We start from the raw sequence: 21,262 nt of genomic DNA, 5'->3' as shown, positions 1-21,262 counted from the left end.
GGGGACGCGCACCTTAGCGCAGGATGCCACCGATGGACTCCGCCAGAAGGCGCACCACCAACACCTGGTCCAGATAGCCCGTCACCGGAAAGCCCCGCGCCTGCTGGTAGCGGCGGATCGCCCGCCGCGTATCGGCATCGAACCGGCCATCCACCCGGCCGGGGTTGAAGCCAAGCCGGTCCAGCCGCTGTTCGATCAACGACCGCGTGATCGGTTGCAGGTTCAGCGCCGCTTCCTGCGCTTCCAGCCGCGCGCGCTCCTCGGGGGTCAGGCCCGATTGCAGCGCCTCGATCCGCGCCCGCGCGTCATCGGCATGGGTCCCGTTCGGGTAATCGTCGAGATAGGCGCGGTACGAGGCAACCGTGTTGGTCTGCCGCGCGGCCTGCCATGCCGCCCCTTCGCGCGCGGCCAGGATATCGGCCAGGCGCGCTTCGGCGACATCCGCAAACAACCCGTCGGGATAGCGGTCGAGGTAGTCGCGCAGCCCCTGCTCGGTCTGGCCCTGCCCCGTCGCCTGCCAATAGGCGCGGTCGGCACGCGCCTCGGCCTCGCGGCGCAGGCGCTCTTCTTCCTCGATCTCGGCCTGACGCACGCGCCCCTGTTCGCTCAGCGCGGCCAGTTGCGGGGCGTTCAGGTAGCCCGTGACGGCCACGCCTTGCGCGGCCTGCCACGACCGGATCGCCGTGCGCGTGCCGTTGCCGAAAATCCCGTCGATCCCGCGCGTGTCATAGCCAAGGATCGTCAGGTAGCGCTGCACCTGCCGCCGCGCGTTGCGATCGAGGTTCAGGGCGTCTTCATTCGCCTGCGCCACCTCTTCCGGCGTGGACTGCGGCGCAGCGGCCCGTTCCCGTGCGATCGCGGCAAAGGCGCCTTGCGGGTAGCGTTGCAAATAGGCGTTGTAAGCCGCGGGGGTGTTCAACTCCTCTGCAGCCTCCCACAGGGCCAGTTCCTCGGCACTCGGCCCGGACGACGGGGGCAGCGGGGCCGGTTGCGGGGCCGTGGCCTCGGCGGTGAAGGGAAGGGCCGGCGAGACGAACCCGCTGACCGTCAGGGACGATGTGCGCTCCAAAACCGCCGAAAGGTCGGTGCCCGGCATCAGAAGCGGGCCGCGCACCAGGGCCGACAGGTCGCGCGTCGGCCCGGAGATCACGGTCACACCCTGCGGCGGCTCCACCGGTCCCAGCCCCTGTTCCAATCCGCGCCCAAGGATGAATTGCCGGTTCTCGAGGCCCAGCAGGACCATCGCGCGCCCCGGCGCGCTGGCCGCAACCTCGGCCATGACCGAGACCGGAAGGCCGTCGCCGGAGATCTCGGCCAGATCGGGCCGGTTCGCATCCGTCCCCGCCAGCCAGCTGTCTCCTCCAATGCTGCTGCGCACGAAATGCCCCACGGCAGCGATCAGAACGCGTTCGTCCTCGTCCGCGTTCAGCAATTCGGACAACCCCTGCCGCAACTCGCCCGCATCGCCGTTTTCCACGACGATCACGTCGAAGCCTGCGGCTTGCAAGTCGTCTTCCAACCGCAGGAAATCGCGCGTGGTCCGGAGGTTCTGAGCCTCCGCGTAGCGCGCATTGGCAAGGATCAGGGCCGTATCGGCAAAGGCCGGAACCGGCAGGGCAACAGACAGGGCAAGAAGAATGGATCGCGCGCGCATGGACGGGCACCTCCGCATTTGGGGAATCATCTCCCCCAGCTAGCATCACCCGCCCATGTTAACCGATGACAGCGCCCTGCCAGCGGATATCACGCCGCCCGATCAGTCGTAGCTGCGCTGATCGTCGATCACCTTGCCATCATTGGGCAGGCTTCCGGGTGCCACGACCTCGATCTTGCCCTTCAGTTTCAGGCAGGACGCCACGCTGTCGCCATAGGCGGCCGCATCACCGCCCTCGGCCTCGACCTGCACGGTCATCGCGTCCATCTCGCCCTCGCGCGTCGCGATCACGCGGGCGCGCTTGACCTCGGGATGACGGGCCACGAACTCGGCCACCTGCTCGGGGCGCACGAACATGCCCTTGATCTTGGTGGTCTGGTCCGCGCGGCCCATCCAGCCCTTGATCCGCATGTTGGTCCGGCCACAGGGGCTTTCGCCCGGCAGAACGGCCGACATGTCGCCCGTCGCGAAGCGGATCAGCGGGTAGTCGGGGTTCAGCGTAGTCACGACAACCTCGCCCACCTCGCCCTCGTCCACCGGATCGCCCGTGCCGGGGCGCACGATCTCGACGATCACGCCCTCGTCCACGATCATCCCCTCCATCGCGGGGGTTTCGTAGGCGATATTGCCAAGATCCGCCGTGGCGTAATTCTGCAGGCAGCGGATTCCGCGATCCGCATATTCCTGCCGCAAGCTGGGAAACAGCGCCCCGCCCCCGACCGTCGCCTTGGTGAACCCGAGCGCGACACCCATCTCCTCGGCCTTGTCGAGGATCACCTTCAGGTAATCCGGCGTCCCGGCATAGGCGGTCGAGCCGACATCCGCCGCCGCGCGCACCTGCAACTCGGTCTGCCCGACGCCTGCGGGCACCACCGCGGCCCCCACGGCCCGCGCCCCGGATTCAAAGATCATCCCCGCGGGCGTCAGGTGATAGCCGAAACAGTTCTGCACGATATCGCCCGCGCCCACGCCTGCCGCATGCAGGAACCGCCCGATACGCCACCAGTCATGGCTGACGTCGCCGGGCTCGTAGATCGGCCCGGGCGACTGGAAGATATGGGCGAACCCGCTGGCCGGTTTCACCGTGAACCCACCAAAGGGGGCATGCCCTGCCTGCGCCTTGCCCAACTCCGATTTGCGCAACACCGGCAACCTCGCCAGCGCCGCACGATCGACCACCGCCGCAGGATCGACATCGGCAAGGCTCTCGCCATAGCCGGGCAGGGATTTCGCTCGCGCCACCTGCTCGGGCAGACGCTGCGCCATGTCGGCGGCACGCTCATCGGCGGTGCGCGTTTCCAACGCGTCGAAGAACTGGCTCACGTCATCCCTCATCGAATCATACTCCCTTGGGACGCGCGACAGCCTGCCGAATTGATCGGCGGCGCCCCATCCCGTACGCAGGTTCCCGGAAAAAAGATGGTTCACGATTGACCCGTGGCAGGCAGCGGGCCGGAAAAGACGAAGAAAGGGCATGCCCTTGAGCGACACAGCCACGCCGACGGAGGTCACCGACGCCGAGATTGACCGCCGCATCATCTTCCACGACGATTTGCAGATCATCGAGTTTGACCTGACCGGCTTCAATTTCGACGGCTCGGCCATCACCAACCGCTTCTACGACCGGGTCGAGGAACGCATCGCCGCAAGCGGCGAAGAGTTGTGGTTCTTCCTCGTCAACCTGTCCGACACCCGCATCGACCACGATGCATGGTTTTCCTATTCGCGGCGCGGCAAGGCGCTCAACCTCGCCCATTCCATGGGCTCCACCCGGTTTGATCCATCCGAGGTCACGCGCCGCCAGATCGCTTTTGCCGCCGATACCGAGGCCTTCGACCCCAACCTTTTCACCAACCGTGAAGACGCGCTTGCCCGGCTGAAAAGCCTGCCCAGCAAGCGGCGCAAGTTCATCAGCCACGATCCCAGCTACACGCGGGAGGACTTCGTCAAACGGCTGTCCTTCGACGCGGCGACCGAGATCATGGAGGTCGACCTCTCCGGGTTCGTCTTCTACCACAGCCGCGACGTCGACGATTTCTACGACTACGTCGCCGAGGAACGCGCCGCGACCGGGCGCAAGTGGTTCTTCCTGATCAACATGAACGGCTGCGAGATCCACCCGGCGGCCTGGGTCCGCTACGCCCATCGTGGCAAGCAGCTCAATATCGACGGATCGCTCGGCACCGTGCGCTACGCCACCGGCTCGGAGACCGAGGAAACGATCCGCATGCGTGCCGAAAGCCAGGGCTTCCGCCCCAATGTCCGCAACACGCGGGACGAGGCGCTCGCCCGGCTCGACGAGATCAAGGCCGAAGCCGCGACCGGGCAGGTCCCACCCCCGCCTCGCCGCCATGTCGAGCGACGCCGCGCCCATCAGCTCAGCCAGCGCTTGCGGCGGCGGTAGCTGCGCACGTCGCGAAAGCTTTTGCGCCCCTCGTCGCTCATACCGAGGTAGAATTCCTTCACATCCGGGTTCTCGCGCAGGCTCTGCGCCGGACCGTCCATGACGACGCGGCCCGATTCCAGGATGTAGCCGTAATGCGCAAAGCGCAGCGCCACGTTCGTGTTCTGCTCGGCCAGCAGGAAAGTCACGCCCTGCTCTTCGTTCAGCCGCTTCACGATGTCGAAGATCTGTTCGACCAGCTGCGGCGCAAGGCCCATCGACGGCTCGTCCAGCAGGATCGTCTCGGGCCGGCTCATCAGCGCGCGCCCGATGGCGCACATCTGCTGCTCCCCGCCCGAGGTATAGCCCGCCTGGCTGGTGCGGCGCTGTTTCAGCCGCGGGAAATACTCGTAGACCATGTCCAGATCGGCCGCGACCGCACCGCGCCCGTCCTTGCGGGTATAGGCGCCGGTCAGCAGGTTTTCCTCGATGGTCAGGTGTTCGAAACAATGGCGGCCTTCCATCACCTGGATCACGCCGCGGTCCACCAGGTCCGAGGGCGACAGGTTCGCAACGCCCTCGCCGCGATACTTGATATTGCCCTTCGTCACCTCGCCGCGTTCGGAATGCAGCAGGTTCGAGATCGCCTTGAGCGTGGTGGTCTTGCCCGCCCCGTTCCCGCCCAGAAGCGCGGTGATGCCCCCTTTCGGCACCTTGAGGCTCACGCCTTTCAGCACGAGGATCACGTGGTTGTAGATCACCTCGATATTGTTGACTTCCAGCAGGTCCTCGGCCCCGGCCAGTTCGGGCGCGTGCCCGTCGCCATGCAGTTCTGTCGGCTGATCCAGCATCTCGGCAATCCTCGGTTAAGGGTCACGTCGCCCGCGCCGCCCTGCGCGCTGCCACGTCGTCGTCTTCTGTCGTCGAATTGGTGGTCCGGCGGCAGCGGCCCGCGCCGCCGCCGGAGGTCTTGTCAGATCAGCTGTCCTGGCAGCGCAGCTCGATGCCGTTTTCCTCGGCGAACTGGGCCGAGTCCTCGAGAACCAGCGGCTGGGTCACGCTGTCATCGGGCGAGATGAAGTCGGTGAGCGTCACCCATTCCTGAGCGTCTGCATTCCACTGCTGCATGATCGCCATGCCCGTGCCGCCGTGATCGGCGCAGGTCACGTTGAACTCTGGCCCGACACCCGGCATGCCCAGCTCTTCCATGCGCGCATTGGTGATCGACAGCGCCTCCATACCGTCACGCATCATCTCGGGCGTGATGGCGGCAACACCGTGCATCTCCTGCGCAGTGCGGATCGCCTCGGCAGCCAGCATCGCGGCATACATCCCGCGGGTGTACAGCACGGTGCCGATGTTGCTGCCGTCACCGGCCGCATTGCCGGCCTCGTGCACCAGTTCGCGGATCTCGTCGAACACCGGCATGTCGCCCAGGCGGTTCATGTTCAGCGCCCGGTAGCCATTCGCGGCCGCACCGGCGGGGATCACGTCATGCTCGGCCCCGGCCCACCAGTTGCCGATGAAATTCTCCATCGGGTAGCGGATGTTCGCGGCTTCCTGCACGGCGACCTGGTTCATCACGCCCCAGCCCCACATGATCACGTAATCGGGACGTTCGCGGCGGATTTGCAGCCACTGGTTGCCCTGCTCCTGACCGGGGTGGTCCACGGCCAGCTGGGTCAGTTCGAACCCGTGCTGTTCCGAGAGGATCTCAAGCGTGCGGATCGGCTCCCGGCCATAAGCCGAGTTGTGATAGAGCAGCGCGATAGTCTGCCCCTCAAGGTTGCCGTCATTCTCTTCCAGCAACTGGTTGATGATCACGCTCGCGCCATCCCAGTAGTTGGCCGGGTAGTTGAAGACATGGCTGAACACCTCGCCATTCGCGGCCGAGGTGCGGCCATAACCCATCGTGTGAAGCGGGATGCCGTCGGCGGTCGCACGCGGGATCAGCTGGTAGGTGATGCCGGTCGACAGCGGCTGATAGACCAGCGCGCCTTCGCCCTTGGTCGACTCGTAGCATTCCACGCCACGCTCGGTGTTGTAGGCGGTTTCGCAGCCGATGATGCGAATTTCCTCGCCGCCGATGCCGCCATCGCGTGCATTCAGCAGGTTGAAGTAATCCTGGTAGCCGTCCGAGAACGGGATGCCGCCAGCAGCGTAGGGCCCGGTGCGATAGTGCAGATCCGGGATCACCAGGTCAGCGAGCGCCGGGCTTGCGGCCATCATGCCGGCTGCGGCGAATGTTGCCAGTTTCTTCATCGGGGGTATCCTCCCATTTGGTTTATCCGATGCGTTTCCTTGAGTGCCGGGTTGCCCCCGGTCTGTCGTTTCGTCGTGACGCCTCCCGTCCTCCTCCTCAGTGCGGGAAGGGCCACAATCTCAGCTTTTCCTTGGTCAGTTGCCAAAGCCGCGCCAGGCCGTGCGGCTCGACGATCAGGAAGAACATGATCAGGCCGCCGACGATGACGAATTCGAAATGGGTCGCGATCGTGCTTTCCCAGCCCAGCGTGCCGGTCATGAAGTTCCGCAAAACCACCGGCAACAGCACCATGAACGCCGCTCCGGCAAAGCTGCCGAACAGGCTGCCGAGCCCGCCGATGATGATCATGAACAGCACAAGGAACGATTTGGTGATGCCAAAGGCTTCGCCCACTTCGACCGCGCCGAGATAGACCGTGAACAGCAGCCCTCCCGCGATGCCCACGAAGAACGAGCTGACCGCGAAGGCCGTCAGTTTCGCCTTGAGCGGGTTCACCCCGATGATCTCTGCCGCGATATCCATGTCGCGGATCGCCATCCACTGCCGCCCGATCGAGCCGCGCGTCAGGTTGCGTGCCAGCCAGGCCAGGACGAAGACGAAGAACAGGCAGAACAGGTAGCGCACCCAGGCATCGGCATTGGGGCCGGTAACGGCAAGGCCGAACATCGTGCGTTCCGGCGCGCTGATCTGTCCGGAGGCCGAGTAGTTGTAGAACCACGGCACCTTGTTGAACATCCACACGAGGAAGAACTGCGCCGCCAGTGTCGCCACGGCCAGGTAGAATCCCTTGATCCTCAGCGAGGGCAGGCCGAACGCGACCCCGACCATCGCGGTGATCAGACCCGCCAGCAGCGTGACGCTCACCATGTCCATCCAGGGAAAGGCTGTCATCAGCTTGTAGGAGGCATAAGCGCCCACGGCCATGAACCCGCCCGTCCCCAGCGACACCTGCCCGCAATAGCCGGTCAGGATGTTCAGCCCGATGGCCGCAATGGCATAGATCAGGAAGGGGATCAGCAGCGCGTTCGCCCAGTAGTCATTTATGAAGAACGGGATGATTCCCAGGGCGACCAGCAGCACGGCATAGTAACGGAACCGGTCGAACTTGATCGGGAAGGTCTGGTTGTCCTCGGCGTAGCTTGTCTTGAAGTCGCCGGCCTCACGGTAAAACATGCATCCCTCCCCGGATCAGCGCATGCGAACAGGCACCGCGGTCGCTTGCGCGCCCCGATGCCTCTCGATCGTTACATTGTTTGAAATTGGCCGCGGCAGGCGGCGTCAGCGGCACTCCACCCGGCGCCGGCCGAAGATGCCGACCGCCAGACCGATGACGCAAAGAACCGGCATGCTCCAATGCATGCCCGATCCCCCGACCACACCGGCCACGGTGAAGAGCGCGCTTACCCAGAAGATCGCGAAGCCGATCGTCGTCAGGATCGCACACATCTTCAATCCGGGTGACGATGCCCCCTTCGCAAAGTCTGGCTCGCCGATATTCGGCTGCTGGAGATCGTCCAATGCCATTTTCGTCCATCCTCCCTAGGACAAAGGGGGTCAACGGGCCTCCCCGCCCGGTCCCCCGAAGCGTTGCCTCGACGGACAACGCCGCACCATCATGCACTGGCAGAAGCTGGACGTCAGCAATTTTCTTGCGCGGGCCACCTTCGCGCGGCCCGGTGGTAACACGCGTGCGCAGCGTCACGCTGTTCTGCCCGGTGCGGCGCGACAGCTTCAGCGACCAGCGAGCACCGTGAAGGGCGGTATGGGGCGCGGTCCGCATCCGGTCACACCCTCTCGATGATCTTTTCGCCGAACAGGCCCTGCGGCCGGAAGACGAGGAAGACAAGCGCCAGCACATAGGCGAACCAGTTCTCGGTCGCGCCGCCGATCATCGGGCCGATGGCGAATTCGAACAGCGCTTCGCCCACGCCGATGATCAACCCGCCGACGATAGCACCGGGGATCGAGGTGAAGCCGCCCAGCATCAGCACCGGCAGTGCCTTGAGCGCGATCAGGCTGAGCGAGAACTGAACGCCCGATTTGCTGCCCCACATGATGCCTGCAACCAGCGCCACGATACCCGCCAGCGACCAGACCAGAACCCACACATAGTTGAGCGAGATACCCACGCTCAGCGCCGCCTGGTGGTCGTCGGCCACCGCGCGCATGGCGCGGCCGTTCTTGGTGTACTGGCTATAGAGGATCAGGCCCGCGACAAGGATCGCCGCCACGATCGAGGCCGAGATATCGAGATTGTCGATGAAGAACCCGTAGCCGAAGACGTCGAAGGTGGTGTTGTCGATCCAGCCGTTGATGCCCTGCGGCAGGCCTACGTCCAGCGTGCGGATTTCCGAGCCCCACATCAGGTCGCTGACCCCTTCGAGGAAATAGGCCAGGCCGATCGTCGCCATGAACAGGATGATCGGTTCCTGTCCGACGAGATGCTTGAAGATGAACCTCTGCACCGCCCAGGCAAAGCCGATCATCACCACCACGGTCAGCAGGATCGCCAGCAGCGCGGGCACATGCCATCCGAAATGGTGGATCTCGGTGCCGAAGATCTCGTTGATCAGGTGCGCGAAGGGGATGCGCCCCTCCTGGATGCCGACCAGCGTCATCGCTGCAAACAGGGCCATGACCCCCTGCGCGTAGTTGAAGATGCCGGAGGCCTTGAAGATCAGGACGAAGCCCAGCGCGACAAGGGCGTACATCACCCCGGTCATGAGGCCGTTCAGCGTGACCTCCATCGCCCAGATGAGTTGATCAGGCATCTTGGCCTCCCTCGCTCGGTGTATGTACGGGGTGTGTACAGGCTGTGTACGGGGTGTGACGTGCGGCGTCAGTCATGCGAAACCCCCAGATAGGCGTCGATGACCTCCTGGTTGTTGCGCACCTCGTCGGGCGTGCCGTCGCCGATTTTCTTGCCGTAATCCATCACGACAACGCGGTCGGACAGGTCCATGACCACGCCCATGTCATGCTCGATCAGCACGATGGTGGTGCCGAACTCGTCGTTCACGTCGAGGATGAAGCGCGACATGTCCTCCTTCTCCTCGACATTCATCCCCGCCATCGGCTCGTCGAGCAGCAGGATCTGCGGCTCCGCCGCCAGCGCGCGGGCCAGTTCGACCCGCTTCTTCAGGCCGTAGGGCAGGCGCCCCACGGGCGTCTTGCGGATCGCCTGGATTTCGAGAAAGTCGATGATTTGTTCAGCTTTTTCGCGGTTCTCGACCTCTTCGCGCTGGGCCTTTCCCCACCAGAACCCCTGGTCCAGGAAGCTGGCCTTCATGTGGTTCAGCCGCCCCGTCATGACGTTGTCGAGAACGCTCATCCCCTCGAACAACGCGATGTTCTGGAAGGTCCGCGCGATGCCCTGGCGGGCCACCTGAAAGGGCTTCATCGGCTTGCGGATCTGGCCTTTGTACCAGACCTCGCCCTCCTGCGGATTGTAGAAGCCCGAGATCACGTTGAGCATCGAGGATTTGCCCGCGCCGTTCGGCCCGATGATGGCCCGGATCTCGCCCTCGCGGATGTCGAAGGAGATGTCCTTGATCGCCTCCACCCCGCCGAAGCGCAGCGTGATATGCTTCATTTCCATCACCACGCCGCCAATCCTGCGGCCATCCTCGGTGACGTATCCCTCGTTGGGGTCGATGGGCGGATGGATCGCCTCGTTCATTCCGCGTTCTCCCTCGCCGCCTGCCCGGAGCGGAAGATCAACGCTCCGATCAGGCCGTAAACCAACAGGGCGATCAGCGCCCAGGTGAGATTTTCTTCCCAAAGCTCCGGCATGCCGTAGAGCAACGCCGCCACGCCGCAGATCCCAATGGCGCCGCCCTGGATGGCCGTTGCCCCCGTGCGCAGGTAGCGGCCGGCCACCCAGCTTGCGACAAAGCCCAAGAGGAACAATGCAATCGCCACGAAACTCATGCGCGCAGCCCCCGCGGGATGGCGGGTGGGGCGACAGCGATAGCTGAGCGTCCGCCCGTCATTCCGCAGCCACCTGTGCCGGGGCGCCGGTGGGCACGACCTTTGCATCGCGAAGCTCAAGCGTGGCCGTGATCTTGCCCTTGCGGCCGTCCTCGTAGGTCACCTCGGTCTCGGTGTATTGCTCGGTCTTGCCGGCATAGAGCGCATCGATCAGGTCGCTGTATTTCTCGGCGATGATGTTGCGCCGCACCTTGCGCGTCCGGGTCAACTCGCCGTCATCGGCATCCAGTTCCTTGTGCAGCACCAGGAAGCGGTGGATCTGGCAGCCTGATAGCATCTCGTCCTGCGCGATGCTCTGGTTCGTTTCCTCGACATGGCTCTGGATCGTTTCCAGCACGCGCGGATGCCCGGCCAGTTCCTGGTAGGAGGAATAGGCAATGTTGTTGCGCTCGGCCCAGTTGCCCACCGCGGTCAGGTCGATGTTGATGAAGGCCGTGCACATCTCGCGCCCGTTCCCGAACACCACCGCTTCGAGGATGTTTGGATAGAACTTCAGCTTGTTCTCGACGTATTTTGGCGCGAACAGGCTGCCATCGGCCATCTTGCCCACGTCCTTGGCCCGGTCGATGATCCGCAGATGGCCGGTATCGGGTTCGATGAAACCTGCATCGCCCGTCGCGACCCATCCCTCGGCATCCTTGGTCGAGGCGGTCGACTCTGCGTTCTTGTAATATTCCACGAAAACACCGGGGCTGCGGTAGTAGACCTCGCCATTCTCGTCGATCCGAAGCTCCACACCCGGAGACGGCACGCCAACCGTGTCGGGGCGCACTTCGCTATCCGGCTGCTGAGTGATGAAGACCGACGCTTCGGTCTGACCGTAGAGCTGCTTCAGGTTGATCCCCAGCGAGCGGTAAAAATCGAAGATCTCGGGCCCGATGGCCTCGCCGGCCGTGTAGCCAACCCGCACACGACTAAGGCCGAGGGTGTTCTTCAACGGTCCGAACACCATCAGGTTGCCAAGCGCGTATTTCAGGCGGTCCATGGCGCCGACCGATTCACCATCGAGCATCTTCGGCCCGACCTCGCGCGCGTGATCCATGAAGTAGTGGAACATGCGACGCTTGAAGCGCCCGGCATCCTCCATGCGGATCATCACGCTGGTCAGCATGTTCTCGAAGATCCGCGGCGGAGCGAAGAAATAGGTCGGCCCGATCTCGCGCAGGTCGGTCAGCATCGTTTCCGGGCTTTCCGGGCAATTCACGCAGAACCCGGTCCAGTACGCCTGACCGATGGAAAAGATGAAATCGCCCACCCAGGCCATCGGCAGGTAGGCCAGCACCTCTTCATGCACGTCGAGATGGTCGAACTCGGACGAGTTCTTGGCCGTCTCGATGATGTTGCGGTTGGACAGAACCACGCCCTTGGGCTTTCCGGTGGTCCCCGAGGTGTAGAGCATGACGCAGGTGTCGTCGTAACCGAGCGCCGCCTCGCGTTCGCGCATGATCGGCTCGAGCCGGTAATGCCCGGCACGCCCTTCGGACTGCACGTCCTCCATCGCGTTCATGTGCGTGTGGTCGTATTTGCGCATCCCGCGCTTGTCGACATAGATGATCTGGTCGATGCCGTGGACCGTCTCCTGCACCTCGATGACCTTGTCGACCTGTTCCTGGTCGCCGCAGACAACGAAGCGGGCGCCACAGTGTTCCAGAACGTAGGCCATCTCTTCGGCGGGCGAGTCCTGGTACAGCGCGACCGGGATCGCGCCGCATTTTTGCGCGGCCACGAAGGACCAGTAGAGCGCGGGGCGGTTGCGCCCGATGATGGCAAGGTAGTCGCCCTTTTCAAGCCCGAGGGCGAGAAACCCCATCGCCAGCGCCTCGATCTCTTCGGACGCTTCCGACCAGGACCAGCTTTGCCAGATCCCGAATTCCTTTTCGCGATACGCGGGCTTGGACCCGAACTGTGCCACGTTACGGGCCAGTAGCGCAGGCACGGATTGCGGTGCGCCCGCAGGCGGTGTTGCAAGAGCCAAAGTCGTTCCTCCCTTCGCCGGTCTCCCCACCGGCGCTCACGGGGCCGCCTCTTCGACATGCCGGGCGACTCCCATCGCCTCTACCGTGCCTGCAAATAGCTCGCGGTCAAGTTTTGCCTGACTTTTTCCCAATCCTTACGAATTGTAACAAGACGCAGGGGAAGCTTGACGCCGTGACGCAAAGGGGGCCAGCGATGGGTGAGTGGGAGGACGATATCATGGCGAAATCGGCGCTGACCGATCACCTGACGCTGGCCGGGTTGAACCTGATCCAGCAGGCCCTGTCGATCTACGACGCGGACCTGCGCCTTGCCGTGTGCAACCGCCCGTTCCAGACCATGTTCGGCTTGCCGGAACACCTTGTCAGTCCGGGCGCGCGCTTCGATGAAACCGTGCGCTGGCTGGCGAAAAATGGTGAATACGGAGAGGTGGATGACCTCGACGCGTTCGTGAAGGACAGGGTGGAGGCGGCGCGGGCCTTCATGCCCCATTACATGGAGCGGCAACGCGCGAACGGGCGCACGATCAGCGTGGAGGGATCGCCGCTGCCCGAGGGTGGCTGGGTCACGGTCTATACCGACATCACCGCGACCAAGCGTCAGGAGGCGTTGCTCAGGGCGCGATCCGAGGAACTCTCCGACCAGGTGCTGAGCCATTCCGAGGAACTGGCGCGCACGAATCGGCGGCTGGAAGCCACCATCGCCCAGTTGGAAGAGGCGAAGCGGCAGCTGACCGAGATGGAAGCGCGCATCCGCGTCACCACCGAGATGACGCCGGCCCATATCGCGCGGCTCGATTCGGAGGGGGTCTATACCTACACCAATCGCCGCCTGTCCTCGGTCATGCCGGGCAAGCGGTCGGACGTGGTCGGGATACGCTTTGACGAGGTGTTCGACCCGGTCACCTCAGGGAGGCTCAAGGGGCCCGTGGCCGCCGCCTTGCGCGGCGAGGCGAGCGTTCTGGAATATGACGACGAAGGGTCGGGGCGGCGCATTCGAACCGCCTTTACCCCGGACCGGATGGACCCGGACGGCCCGATCACCGGGGTCTACTTGTTGTCCACCGACATGACCGAAGAGGCGCAGGCGCGCGCGGCGCTGGCGCAGACCCACAAGCGGGAACTGGCGGCGCAACTGACCAGCGGGTTGGCGCACGACTTCGCGAATCTCCTGACGATCATCCTCGGGCTGCAAGGCCGGTTGGAGCGGATGCCCCTACCCCTTGGCGCGCATGACCTGACCGAGGCGACGAAGATGGCGGCACGGCGCGGCGGCACGTTGCTCGACAAGATCGCGCGCATTTCGGGGCCGCACGAGATGCGCACCGCCCCGGTCGTCCTGCGCGATTTCCTCGACGGGTTCACCCAACTGGGCCGCGCGGCCCTGCCCGAGGGGGTGACGCTCAGCATCGAGAATACCGTCGAGCACCCGGCGCTGATGCTGGATGCGGGCGGTTTGCAGGACAGCCTGTTGAACCTTGTCCTCAATGCGCGGGATGCGATCGGTGGAAAGGACGGGCGCATCGACATTCGGCTGGCCAACCTGCGCGATACCTGGCTGGAAATCCGCGTGAGCGATACCGGCCCGGGATTTTCCGACCATGCCTTGGCAAATGCGCTGAACCCGTTTTTCACGACCAAGGGCGACGAGGGGTCGGGCCTTGGCCTGACGATGGTCTACGACCTGACGAAGCTGGCCGGCGGCAAGCTGGACCTGTCGAACGCGCCCGACGGGGGCGGTGTCGTCACCCTGCGCCTCCCCCTGAAGGCCGCCGAGGCCGAGGCGCGCCCCCTTCTGATCCTGGTGGTCGACGACATCGCCGAACTGCGCGCCGGCATCCGCGATACGCTGACCCATATGGGCCACCAGGTGATCGAAGCCGCCAGCGGCGAAGAGGCCTTGGCCCTTGCCGAGATTCCCGGCCTCGATTGGGTGATTTCGGACCTTCGCCTGGGGGAGATGGACGGGGTCGAGTTGCTGTCGAGGCTCGCGGCGCGCCACCCGCAGTTGCGCCTTGCGCTCCTGACCTCCTTGCCGGAAAACGACCCCAGACGGGTAGAAGGGGCCGCGCGCTGGCCCGTCTTGAGCAAGCCGATCGAGCCTACGCGTCTTGCCGCCGTTCTGAACGCCGAGGTCGCCGCATGAGCCAACCCTTCGTCGCCATCCTCGATGACGAACCGCAGATCCGGTCCATGCTGTCGGATGCGCTGACCGAGGCCGGGTTCCGCACCGCCGGGTTTGCCCGCGCGACCGAGTTCGAGGCCGCGCTGCAACGCTCCACCCCTGATGTGTGTCTTGTCGATCTTGGCCTGCCGGATCGGGACGGGTTGGCACTGGTGCATCGCCTTGCCCTCGAATCCGGCGCCGCGATCATCATCATCTCGGGCCGCGCACAGGTGCAGGATCGCGTGACCGGTCTGGAGCTTGGGGCGGATGACTACATCATCAAACCTTTCGACCCGGCCGAGGTGGTGGCACGCGTCCGCGCCCGCCTGCGGGTCTCCAAGCCGAAATCGGGGGCGCAGCAAACCGCGCGTTTCAACGGCTGGACCGCGCATTTCGATCGCTATGTCCTCGAAGACGAAACTGGGGAGGAAACCGCCTTTTCCCATGCCGAGGGCGAGGTGCTGCGCATGTTCCTGGAGGCCCCGAAGCGCCTGATCTCGCGCCAGCAGATGCAGGAAAGCCTTGGCGGCGCGGCAGGAGAAAGCTTTGACCGGGCGATGGATGTCCGGATTTCGCGCCTGCGCACGAAACTGCGTGAGGACCCCAAGAACCCCCGGCTGATCAAGACGATCTACGGCGCGGGCTATATCTTTCTGGGCGACGTGGCGTGGAGCTAGCGCCCACGCGCTTCTGCGACCAGACCCGCCAGTTCCTCGCGCATGTCTTCCAGATCATCCCGATGGTGGTTGGCCGGCGTCGCGCGAATGGCGGCGTCAAATTCTTGTAGAAGAGTTGCGCCCGCATCGGCCAAGGCCGACATATCGCTTGCGTCAGGGGTGTCGAACGACGCCTTGATCGCGGTGAGCATCGAGGCCGCCCGCCCCTTCAGCGATCCACCCTCGTCCGGGTCCTGACCGAGGGCAAAGAGGATCCGCCCGACGCGCTGGATATGCTGGTGGTGCTCCTCCCGGAACTTTTTCAGAAGGTGCTCGAATTGTCCCTCGGCATGGGGCAGCAGCGCATCTGTCGCGGTCCGTGCATCGACCAGATGGGTCAGCAAGACCTCCAGTGCGGCGATCTGGCGGGATGGGTCCTGTGGGTCGCTCATGGTCGGCTCCGGGCTGATCAGCCCAAACGCTGCACCGCCCGGGCTAGCACCTCAACCCCTGTCACCAGGTCCGGTTCCTTGGTGTCTTCCTCAAAGGCATGCGAAATGCCGTTGATCGACGGCACGAAGAGCATTCCGACCGGCATCAGAGCGGCAAGGTTCGACGCATCGTGCAGCGCGCCCGAGGGCATGGACCGCCAGCGCCCCGGCGCGACCTCTTCGGCAGCATCCGACAGGGCCTTTTGCATCGCGTCATCCATCGGCATCGGCGCCAGATCGTGACGCAGCTTGTCGAGCGTAATCTCGCATCCGGTCTCACCCGACATCTCTTCCAGAAGATCGTTGATCACCCGCTCCATCCGGTCGAGGCGGTCGGCATCGATATCGCGCCATTGCAGCGAGAACTCGGCGCGCCCGGGCACCACCGACTGCGACCCGGGATGCAGGCGGATATGGCCGATGGTCCAGACGGTCTGCGGCGTGACGACGTTGGCAAAGCGGTCCGGCAAGGCCGTGGCGATCCGGGCCGCGATGGTGAAGGCATCCTTGCGCATGGCCATGGGCGTGGTGCCTGCATGGTTCTGCTGGCCGTGAACGGTGACGTGGAACTGTCGCAGGCCAACAATGCCTGTCACGACGCCCACCGCTTCGCCGGCCGCATCGAGGACCGGCCCCTGTTCGATATGCGCCTCCAGGAAGCCGAAGAACCGCGCGGGATCCACCCAGTCGCCTGCCCGGTCCGCGACACGCGCCCGTGCCTCTGGCCAAGTCGTGCCATCGGTCGCGACAAGCTTGTCCGCGGCCTCCATGCTCAATTTGCCGGACCAGAGCGACGATCCGGTGAGCGCGCCAAAACGCCCCTCCTCGTCCTGGAAGGATACGACCGAGATCGGCGGGCCGCCGGCCTCCTGCGCCGTGCGCGCGACCTCCAACGCCGCGATCACCCCATAGGCCCCGTCCAGCCAGCCGCCCTCGGGCTGGGTGTCGGAATGCGAGCCCATCAGAAGGCTGCGATCCGCATCGGCTAGGCCGAAAAGGTTTCCCGCCGGGTCCATGTGCGGGGTCAGCCCGGCCTCCTGAAAGCGGCCTGCCAGCCAGTCTCGGGCGGCGAGATCGGCATCGGTGAACGCGCGCCGCCGCACCCCCTTGCTGCCCGGCGCATCATCGCCCCCGAATGTGCGCAGCATGTGGAGATCGGCAAGGAAACGGTCGGCGTTCGGGGTCATGTGTGGCCTCCTGTCGGCAGGTTTCCCAAGCTATTCGCATCCGATCATGGTAGCGTCCACCCCATGGATGTGACGGCCCTTGTCTTCTACGCCGCGATTTGCGGGCTTCTGAGCCTTGCGTCGCCCCGCCTCGGGCGGCCTTTCATGCGGCTCGCCGTTGGCGCCGTGGTCGGCATCGCCGCGGCCACCCTTCTGCCGATCCTCAGAACCACCTTCGGCCTTGGCTGAGGCCGCCTTGCGCTTCGCCGCGCGATCCCCCATCACGGGGCACAGGATCCGCGAGAGAGGTTTGGTGTGGGCGAACTGGTTCTGGTCCGGCACGGGCAGGCGAATTCAGCAGCGAATGACGAGACGGGCTATGACCGGCTGAGCGATCTGGGCCACCAGCAGGCCGTTTGGCTGGGCGAGTGGCTGCGCACCCATGACGCCCCCTTCGACGAGGTGTTCATGGGCGGCCTGCGCCGCCACCGCGAAACGGCGGAAGGTATGGGCAACATGGGGGCGCAGCCCCAGGTCGATCTCCGCCTGAACGAGCTGGACTATTTCAACCTGTCGCGCGCGCATGCCGAAAAGAACGGCGCGACCGAGATGCATGGCCCCGAGGATTTCGTCCACCACATCCGCGACATCATGGAGGCCTGGCATCGCGCCGAGATCCGTGGCGACGAAAGCTATGCCGATTTCGAGGCGCGCGTGGCCGAGGTGCTGGACCTTGCCGCGACACCGGGGCGCCGGGTGCTCTGCGTCACGTCTGGCGGCGTGATCGGCATGATGGTGCGACACCTGCTCGACCTCGACATCGCGCGCATGGCGCACCTGTTGGTGCCGATCCGGAACTGCTCGATCCACCGCGTGATGGTGCTGGACCAGGCGCGGATCCTCTCGGGGTTCAACGCCACGCCCCATCTCGATACACCCGACCGCATCCATGCCCGCACCGAGTTCTGAAAAGGAAAGCCGATGACACATCTCTGGGTCCGCGCCGAGGAACGCCCGAACGAGGAACGCGTGGGCATCACCCCCGAGGGCGTGGCAGACCTGCTGGCCGCGGGCATGACTGTCACCGTCGAAGACAGCCCGGTGCGCGCCATTCCGATCGATGGCTACCGCGCCACCGGCGCCCGCATCGCCCCGGCCGGTAGTTGGCGGCAGGCCCCGGAAGACGCGATCATCTTCGGACTCAAGGAATTGCCCGAGGATGGCACCCCCCTGCCGCATCGCCACATCATGTTCGGCCATGCCTACAAGGGCCAGCCAGCCGGGCGCGAACTGCTCAAGCGGTTCAAGGCGGGCGGCGGCACGCTCTATGACCTCGAATACCTGACCGACGAAAGCGGTCGCCGCGTCGCCGCCTTCGGCTACTGGGCGGGCTATGCCGGGGCCGCCATCTCGACCATGTGCTGGATCGCCGAGGCCGAGGGCGGCGTCTGCGGACCCGTCGCCACCTACCCGAACGCCGAGGCCCTGCGTGACACCATCGCCGCCGCCCTCGACCGGATCGACAGCCACCGCCCCAGCGCGATCATCATCGGCGCCAAGGGCCGTGTCGGCACCGGCGCGGGCGATTTCTGCGACCAGATGGGGTTGGAGGTCACGCGCTGGGATATCGACGAAACCGCCCATGGCGGCCCCTTCCCCGAAATCCTGCAGCACGACATCTTCCTCAACTGCATCCTCGCCACGCCCGGTGTCCCGGTCTTCGTTCCAGCCGAGGCCAAGACCGCCCCGCGCACGCTGCGCGTGATCGGCGATATCGCCTGCGACCCGACCTCGGAGTTCTCTCCGATCAAGGTTTATGACCGTGTCACCGACTGGGCCGCCCCGGCCCTGCGGGTCCACGACGACCCGCCGCTCGACGTGATGGCCATCGACAACCTGCCCTCGCTTCTTCCGGTCGAAAGCGCGCAGGATTACGCGGGCCAGCTTCTGCCATCGCTCAAGACACTCGATGCGCTGGACGAAGGCGTCTGGGGCCGGGCGAAAACCATCTTCGACAAGCATATCGCAACCGTCTGAACAGGAGGCGCAAGATGACGATCCATTGGTGCGGCACCGGCCTTTCGGCCATCCCGGGACTTCGCCGCCTGATCGAGGCGGGCCATGACGTGGTGGTCTGGAACCGAACCGTCGAGAAGGCCCGCGAGGCCGTGGGCGACCTGACCGACGACATCCGGGCCTTTGACCTCGCTGCGCTGACCGAGGCCCTGACCCCCGGCGACGTCGCCGTCTCGATGCTGCCGGGCGACTGGCATGTCGCGATTGCCGAGGCCTGTATCGCCAAGGGCGCGCATTTCGTCTCCTCCAGCTACATCGCACCCGAGATGCGCGCGCTCGACGAGGCCGCGAAAAAGGCCGGCGTGACGCTTGTGAACGAGGTCGGGCTCGACCCCGGGATCGACCACCTGATGGCCCACGCGCTGATGGCGGCGTATCGCGCCTCCCACGCCTTCGACCCGTCCAACACGCACCGCTTCATCTCCTATTGCGGCGGTATCCCGAAAACGCCAAACCCGTTCCGCTACAAGTTCAGCTGGTCGCCCCTGGGCGTGCTCAAGGCCCTGCGTTCGCCCTCGCGCTCCATCAAGGACGGCGCCGAATGGGTGGTGGACCGCCCGTGGAACGCCATCTCCACCTACACCGCGCCGCTGCCCACCCCCGAAAGCTTCGAGGTCTATCCCAACCGCGACTCCCTGCCTTTCATGGCGGAATACGGGCTCGGCGACGACTGGACGGTCGACCAGTTCGTGCGCGGCACCCTGCGCCTCGACGGCTGGTCCGAGGCCTGGGCCGACGTCTTCGCCGAGATCGAAACGCTCAGCGGCCCCGAAGGCGATGCGCGTCTGAAAGAGATGTCCGACGGGTTCTGGACCGACAACGCCTATGACGAGGGCGAGCCGGACCGGGTTGTCCTCTGCGTCGGGCTCGAAGCCCGGAAGAACGGCGAAACGGTCTGGCACAAGACCTATGTCATGGATGCTTGGGGCGACGAGCGTGGCACCGCCATGGCGCGGCTTGTCTCCGTCCCGGTCTCGCTTGCCGTCGAAGCCGCGATCGCCGGCAAGATCGCCCCCGGCGTTCACGCCGCGCCGTCCGATCCCACCTTGGTCAAGGACTGGATGCAGACGGTCGGCACCCTCGCCCAGCATCTGCAAATCGTCGACCACGCGGCCTGACCCGGCGACGCAGCAAGAGAACGACAAAGGCGGGCCCCATGGCCCGCCCCATCTTTATCCCTAAAATATGCCTGCCGAAGGCAGAAGGCACGGGCGATTGCCCCAAAGGGGCGTGAGGCCGTGCCTCCCCCGGGCGACGCGTGGAACGCGGCGCAACCCCTCGGGGGTCTGGCCTACATCAGCCCGTCTTCCTCGTCGGTCACGTCGATGCCCATGGCCTCGCAGCCCGCCTCGAGGTGGTCCGAGAAATGCGGGCTTCCCAGCAGGTAGTCGGCGGTCGGCACGGTCGCTTCGGCCTGCGCGGTTTCCACCGCTTCGGCCCAGTCGTCCGCATCAAACGAGCCACGCCCGATCCAGAACAGCGCGACCAGTTCCGCCGCCTCGTCCTCGTTCAGGCGTTCGATGAACGCCCTGAGCTCGCCTTCAGCCCGATCCAGTTCATGCCCCATGAGGACAATCTGGGCCACTTTCCGTACAGAGATTTCCATATCGCGCGTCCTCCTTTTCCGTCCCTCATATCAGCCGGATGAGGCCTTCGTCACCTTGATCTGACGCAAATGCCCTCAGTCGCCCTTCTTGAAAAACAGCGGGAAATACATCCAGGCCGGCATCAACTGGCTCAGCTTGAAAATCATCCCGAACGCCCAGGGGAAATGCGACGCGAAGTTGCCGCCGTTCATCTTCTCGAAAAAGACGCGACCCGCCTCGTCCGGCTCCAGAATCGCGGGCATCTTGAAATCGTTCTTGTCGGTCAGGCGCGTACGGATGAACCCGGGATTGATGATCTGTACGTCGATATCGGTGCCCCGCAGATCGCCGTGCAGCGACTCGGCCAGGCTGAACAACCCCGCCTTCGAGGCCGAATACCCGATGGCCCCAGGCAGCCCGCGGTAGGCGGACAGGCTGCCGGTCAGAACGATATGGCCCTCGCCCTTCTCGAAGAAACGCGGCACCACCTGCCCCAGCACGCGCACCGCGCCGGTCAGGTTGATATCGAACATCGCCTCGACCTTCTCGGCGTCCCACTCGGTGGCGGCAATGGGCCAATAGACCCCGGCCAGGAACACGACGCCGTCGATCTCGCCGACCTCCTTCGCGGCGGCCTCGACGCTGCCGCGGTCGGCGATGTCGATCGGCACGTAGGAGGCCTTTCCGGGCAACTCCGCGACAAGTTCCTGCAACCGGTCCTCGGAGCGAGCCGACAGCACGAGGTCAACGCCGGTCCGGCTCATCTGGTGGGCCAGCGACCGCCCGAGGCCTTCGGACGCCCCGATCAACCAGTATCTCTTGCCGCTCCAATCCCGCATACCGCCGTTCCTTTCACA

The 21,262-nt window shown here is 65.0% G+C and carries 21 protein-coding genes and 2 pseudogenes; 9 read left to right on the top strand and 14 right to left on the bottom strand.

From position 1 onward, the window contains the following. Positions 1–13: 13 nt before the first annotated feature. Positions 14–1,654, bottom strand: coding sequence for a peptidoglycan-binding protein (locus KUV65_RS16860; protein ID WP_222191901.1), 1,641 nt, complete (start codon positions 1,652–1,654; stop codon positions 14–16). Between the two features lie 102 nt (positions 1,655–1,756). Further along, positions 1,757–2,989, bottom strand: a complete 1,233-nt coding sequence (locus KUV65_RS16855) for a phenylacetate--CoA ligase family protein (protein ID WP_261331852.1) — start codon at positions 2,987–2,989, stop codon at positions 1,757–1,759. 145 nt (positions 2,990–3,134) lie between these two features. Between KUV65_RS16855 and KUV65_RS16850 the strand changes: the two genes are divergently transcribed. Continuing rightward, complete coding sequence (locus KUV65_RS16850; protein ID WP_222191900.1) at positions 3,135–4,058, top strand: hypothetical protein; 924 nt, start codon at positions 3,135–3,137, stop codon at positions 4,056–4,058. Here KUV65_RS16850 and KUV65_RS16845 read toward each other — a convergent pair. The 8 genes from KUV65_RS16845 to KUV65_RS16810 form a co-directional block, all read right to left on the bottom strand. After that, positions 4,028–4,888, bottom strand: coding sequence for an ABC transporter ATP-binding protein (locus KUV65_RS16845; protein ID WP_222191899.1), 861 nt, complete (start codon positions 4,886–4,888; stop codon positions 4,028–4,030). The two genes, KUV65_RS16850 and KUV65_RS16845, sit on opposite strands and share 31 nt — an antisense overlap. 127 nt (positions 4,889–5,015) lie before the next feature. Next, positions 5,016–6,299 carry an ABC transporter substrate-binding protein gene (locus tag KUV65_RS16840; protein ID WP_222191898.1) on the bottom strand — a complete coding sequence of 428 codons (1,284 nt, stop codon included), beginning with the start codon at positions 6,297–6,299 and terminating at the stop codon, positions 5,016–5,018. A 97-nt stretch (positions 6,300–6,396) separates the two neighbouring features. Next, a complete protein-coding gene (locus KUV65_RS16835) occupies positions 6,397–7,473 on the bottom strand; it encodes a branched-chain amino acid ABC transporter permease (RefSeq protein ID WP_222191897.1) in 1,077 nt (358 codons plus the stop codon). A 105-nt stretch (positions 7,474–7,578) separates the two neighbouring features. After that, positions 7,579–7,824, bottom strand: coding sequence for a hypothetical protein (locus KUV65_RS16830; RefSeq protein WP_222191896.1), 246 nt, complete (start codon positions 7,822–7,824; stop codon positions 7,579–7,581). 260 nt (positions 7,825–8,084) lie between these two features. Further along, positions 8,085–9,071, bottom strand: a complete 987-nt coding sequence (locus KUV65_RS16825) for a branched-chain amino acid ABC transporter permease (RefSeq protein WP_222191895.1) — start codon at positions 9,069–9,071, stop codon at positions 8,085–8,087. Between the two features lie 68 nt (positions 9,072–9,139). Continuing rightward, positions 9,140–9,979, bottom strand: a complete 840-nt coding sequence (locus KUV65_RS16820) for an ABC transporter ATP-binding protein (protein ID WP_222191894.1) — start codon at positions 9,977–9,979, stop codon at positions 9,140–9,142. Then, a complete protein-coding gene (locus tag KUV65_RS16815; RefSeq protein WP_222191893.1) occupies positions 9,976–10,230 on the bottom strand; it encodes a hypothetical protein in 255 nt (84 codons plus the stop codon). Before KUV65_RS16815 ends, KUV65_RS16820 begins: the two co-directional genes overlap by 4 nt. A gap of 58 nt (positions 10,231–10,288) precedes the next feature. Next, the gene (locus KUV65_RS16810) at positions 10,289–12,226 is read right to left on the bottom strand and encodes an AMP-binding protein (RefSeq protein ID WP_308124711.1); all 1,938 of its coding nucleotides are present in this window, start codon (positions 12,224–12,226) and stop codon (positions 10,289–10,291) included. Positions 12,227–12,459: 233 nt separating this feature from the next. Here KUV65_RS16810 and KUV65_RS16805 point away from each other — a divergent pair, with 233 nt between their 5' ends. The 4 genes and pseudogenes from KUV65_RS16805 (at position 12,460) to KUV65_RS18275 (ending at position 15,107) form a co-directional block, all read left to right on the top strand. Next, entirely contained in the window at positions 12,460–14,409 is a 1,950-nt protein-coding gene (locus KUV65_RS16805; protein WP_222191891.1) for a hybrid sensor histidine kinase/response regulator, read from the top strand. Continuing rightward, positions 14,406–14,690, top strand: a pseudogene (locus KUV65_RS18285) (response regulator transcription factor); the annotation flags it as partial. The gene KUV65_RS16805 and the pseudogene KUV65_RS18285, both read left to right, overlap by 4 nt. Next, a pseudogene (locus KUV65_RS18280) lies at positions 14,679–14,762 on the top strand (response regulator transcription factor); the annotation flags it as partial. The pseudogenes KUV65_RS18285 and KUV65_RS18280, both read left to right, overlap by 12 nt. Then, positions 14,736–15,107, top strand: coding sequence for a winged helix-turn-helix domain-containing protein (locus KUV65_RS18275; protein ID WP_374107086.1), 372 nt, complete (start codon positions 14,736–14,738; stop codon positions 15,105–15,107). The pseudogene KUV65_RS18280 and the gene KUV65_RS18275, both read left to right, overlap by 27 nt. Here the strand turns inward: KUV65_RS18275 and KUV65_RS16795 are convergent. Together KUV65_RS16795 and KUV65_RS16790 are read right to left on the bottom strand one after the other, a co-directional pair. After that, positions 15,104–15,538, bottom strand: a complete 435-nt coding sequence (locus tag KUV65_RS16795; RefSeq protein ID WP_222191889.1) for a DUF2383 domain-containing protein — start codon at positions 15,536–15,538, stop codon at positions 15,104–15,106. The genes KUV65_RS18275 and KUV65_RS16795 overlap by 4 nt on opposite strands. A 17-nt stretch (positions 15,539–15,555) precedes the next feature. Further along, positions 15,556–16,764 (bottom strand): hydantoinase/carbamoylase family amidase, encoded by a 1,209-nt coding sequence (locus tag KUV65_RS16790; protein WP_222191888.1) that lies wholly within the window; start codon positions 16,762–16,764, stop codon positions 15,556–15,558. A gap of 63 nt (positions 16,765–16,827) precedes the next feature. Between KUV65_RS16790 and KUV65_RS16785 the strand changes: the two genes are divergently transcribed. The 4 genes from KUV65_RS16785 to KUV65_RS16770 all read left to right on the top strand — a co-directional run bounded on the left by KUV65_RS16785 (position 16,828) and on the right by KUV65_RS16770 (position 19,937). After that, complete coding sequence (locus tag KUV65_RS16785; protein WP_222191887.1) at positions 16,828–16,992, top strand: hypothetical protein; 165 nt, start codon at positions 16,828–16,830, stop codon at positions 16,990–16,992. A gap of 66 nt (positions 16,993–17,058) precedes the next feature. Continuing rightward, complete coding sequence (locus tag KUV65_RS16780; RefSeq protein ID WP_222191886.1) at positions 17,059–17,712, top strand: histidine phosphatase family protein; 654 nt, start codon at positions 17,059–17,061, stop codon at positions 17,710–17,712. Between the two features lie 12 nt (positions 17,713–17,724). Next, positions 17,725–18,780: a saccharopine dehydrogenase gene (locus KUV65_RS16775; protein ID WP_222191885.1), complete on the top strand. Its 1,056-nt coding sequence runs from the start codon at positions 17,725–17,727 to the stop codon at positions 18,778–18,780. Between the two features lie 14 nt (positions 18,781–18,794). Then, complete coding sequence (locus KUV65_RS16770) at positions 18,795–19,937, top strand: saccharopine dehydrogenase family protein (RefSeq protein ID WP_222191884.1); 1,143 nt, start codon at positions 18,795–18,797, stop codon at positions 19,935–19,937. A gap of 173 nt (positions 19,938–20,110) precedes the next feature. Here KUV65_RS16770 and KUV65_RS16765 read toward each other — a convergent pair whose 3' ends face one another. Together KUV65_RS16765 and KUV65_RS16760 are read right to left on the bottom strand one after the other, a co-directional pair. After that, on the bottom strand, positions 20,111–20,425 hold the full coding sequence (locus KUV65_RS16765) for a DUF3775 domain-containing protein (RefSeq protein WP_222191883.1): 315 nt from the start codon (positions 20,423–20,425) through the stop codon (positions 20,111–20,113). A 75-nt stretch (positions 20,426–20,500) separates the two neighbouring features. Next, entirely contained in the window at positions 20,501–21,244 is a 744-nt protein-coding gene (locus tag KUV65_RS16760) for an SDR family NAD(P)-dependent oxidoreductase (protein ID WP_222191882.1), read from the bottom strand. Positions 21,245–21,262 lie beyond the last annotated feature (18 nt).

It is taken from the genome of Maritalea mobilis, assembly GCF_019800885.1.
GTDB lineage: Bacteria > Pseudomonadota > Alphaproteobacteria > Rhodobacterales > Rhodobacteraceae > Roseibacterium > Roseibacterium beibuensis.
The sequence above is the reverse complement of the archived record's forward strand: the minus strand, read 5'-3'. Positions and strand labels throughout refer to the sequence as shown.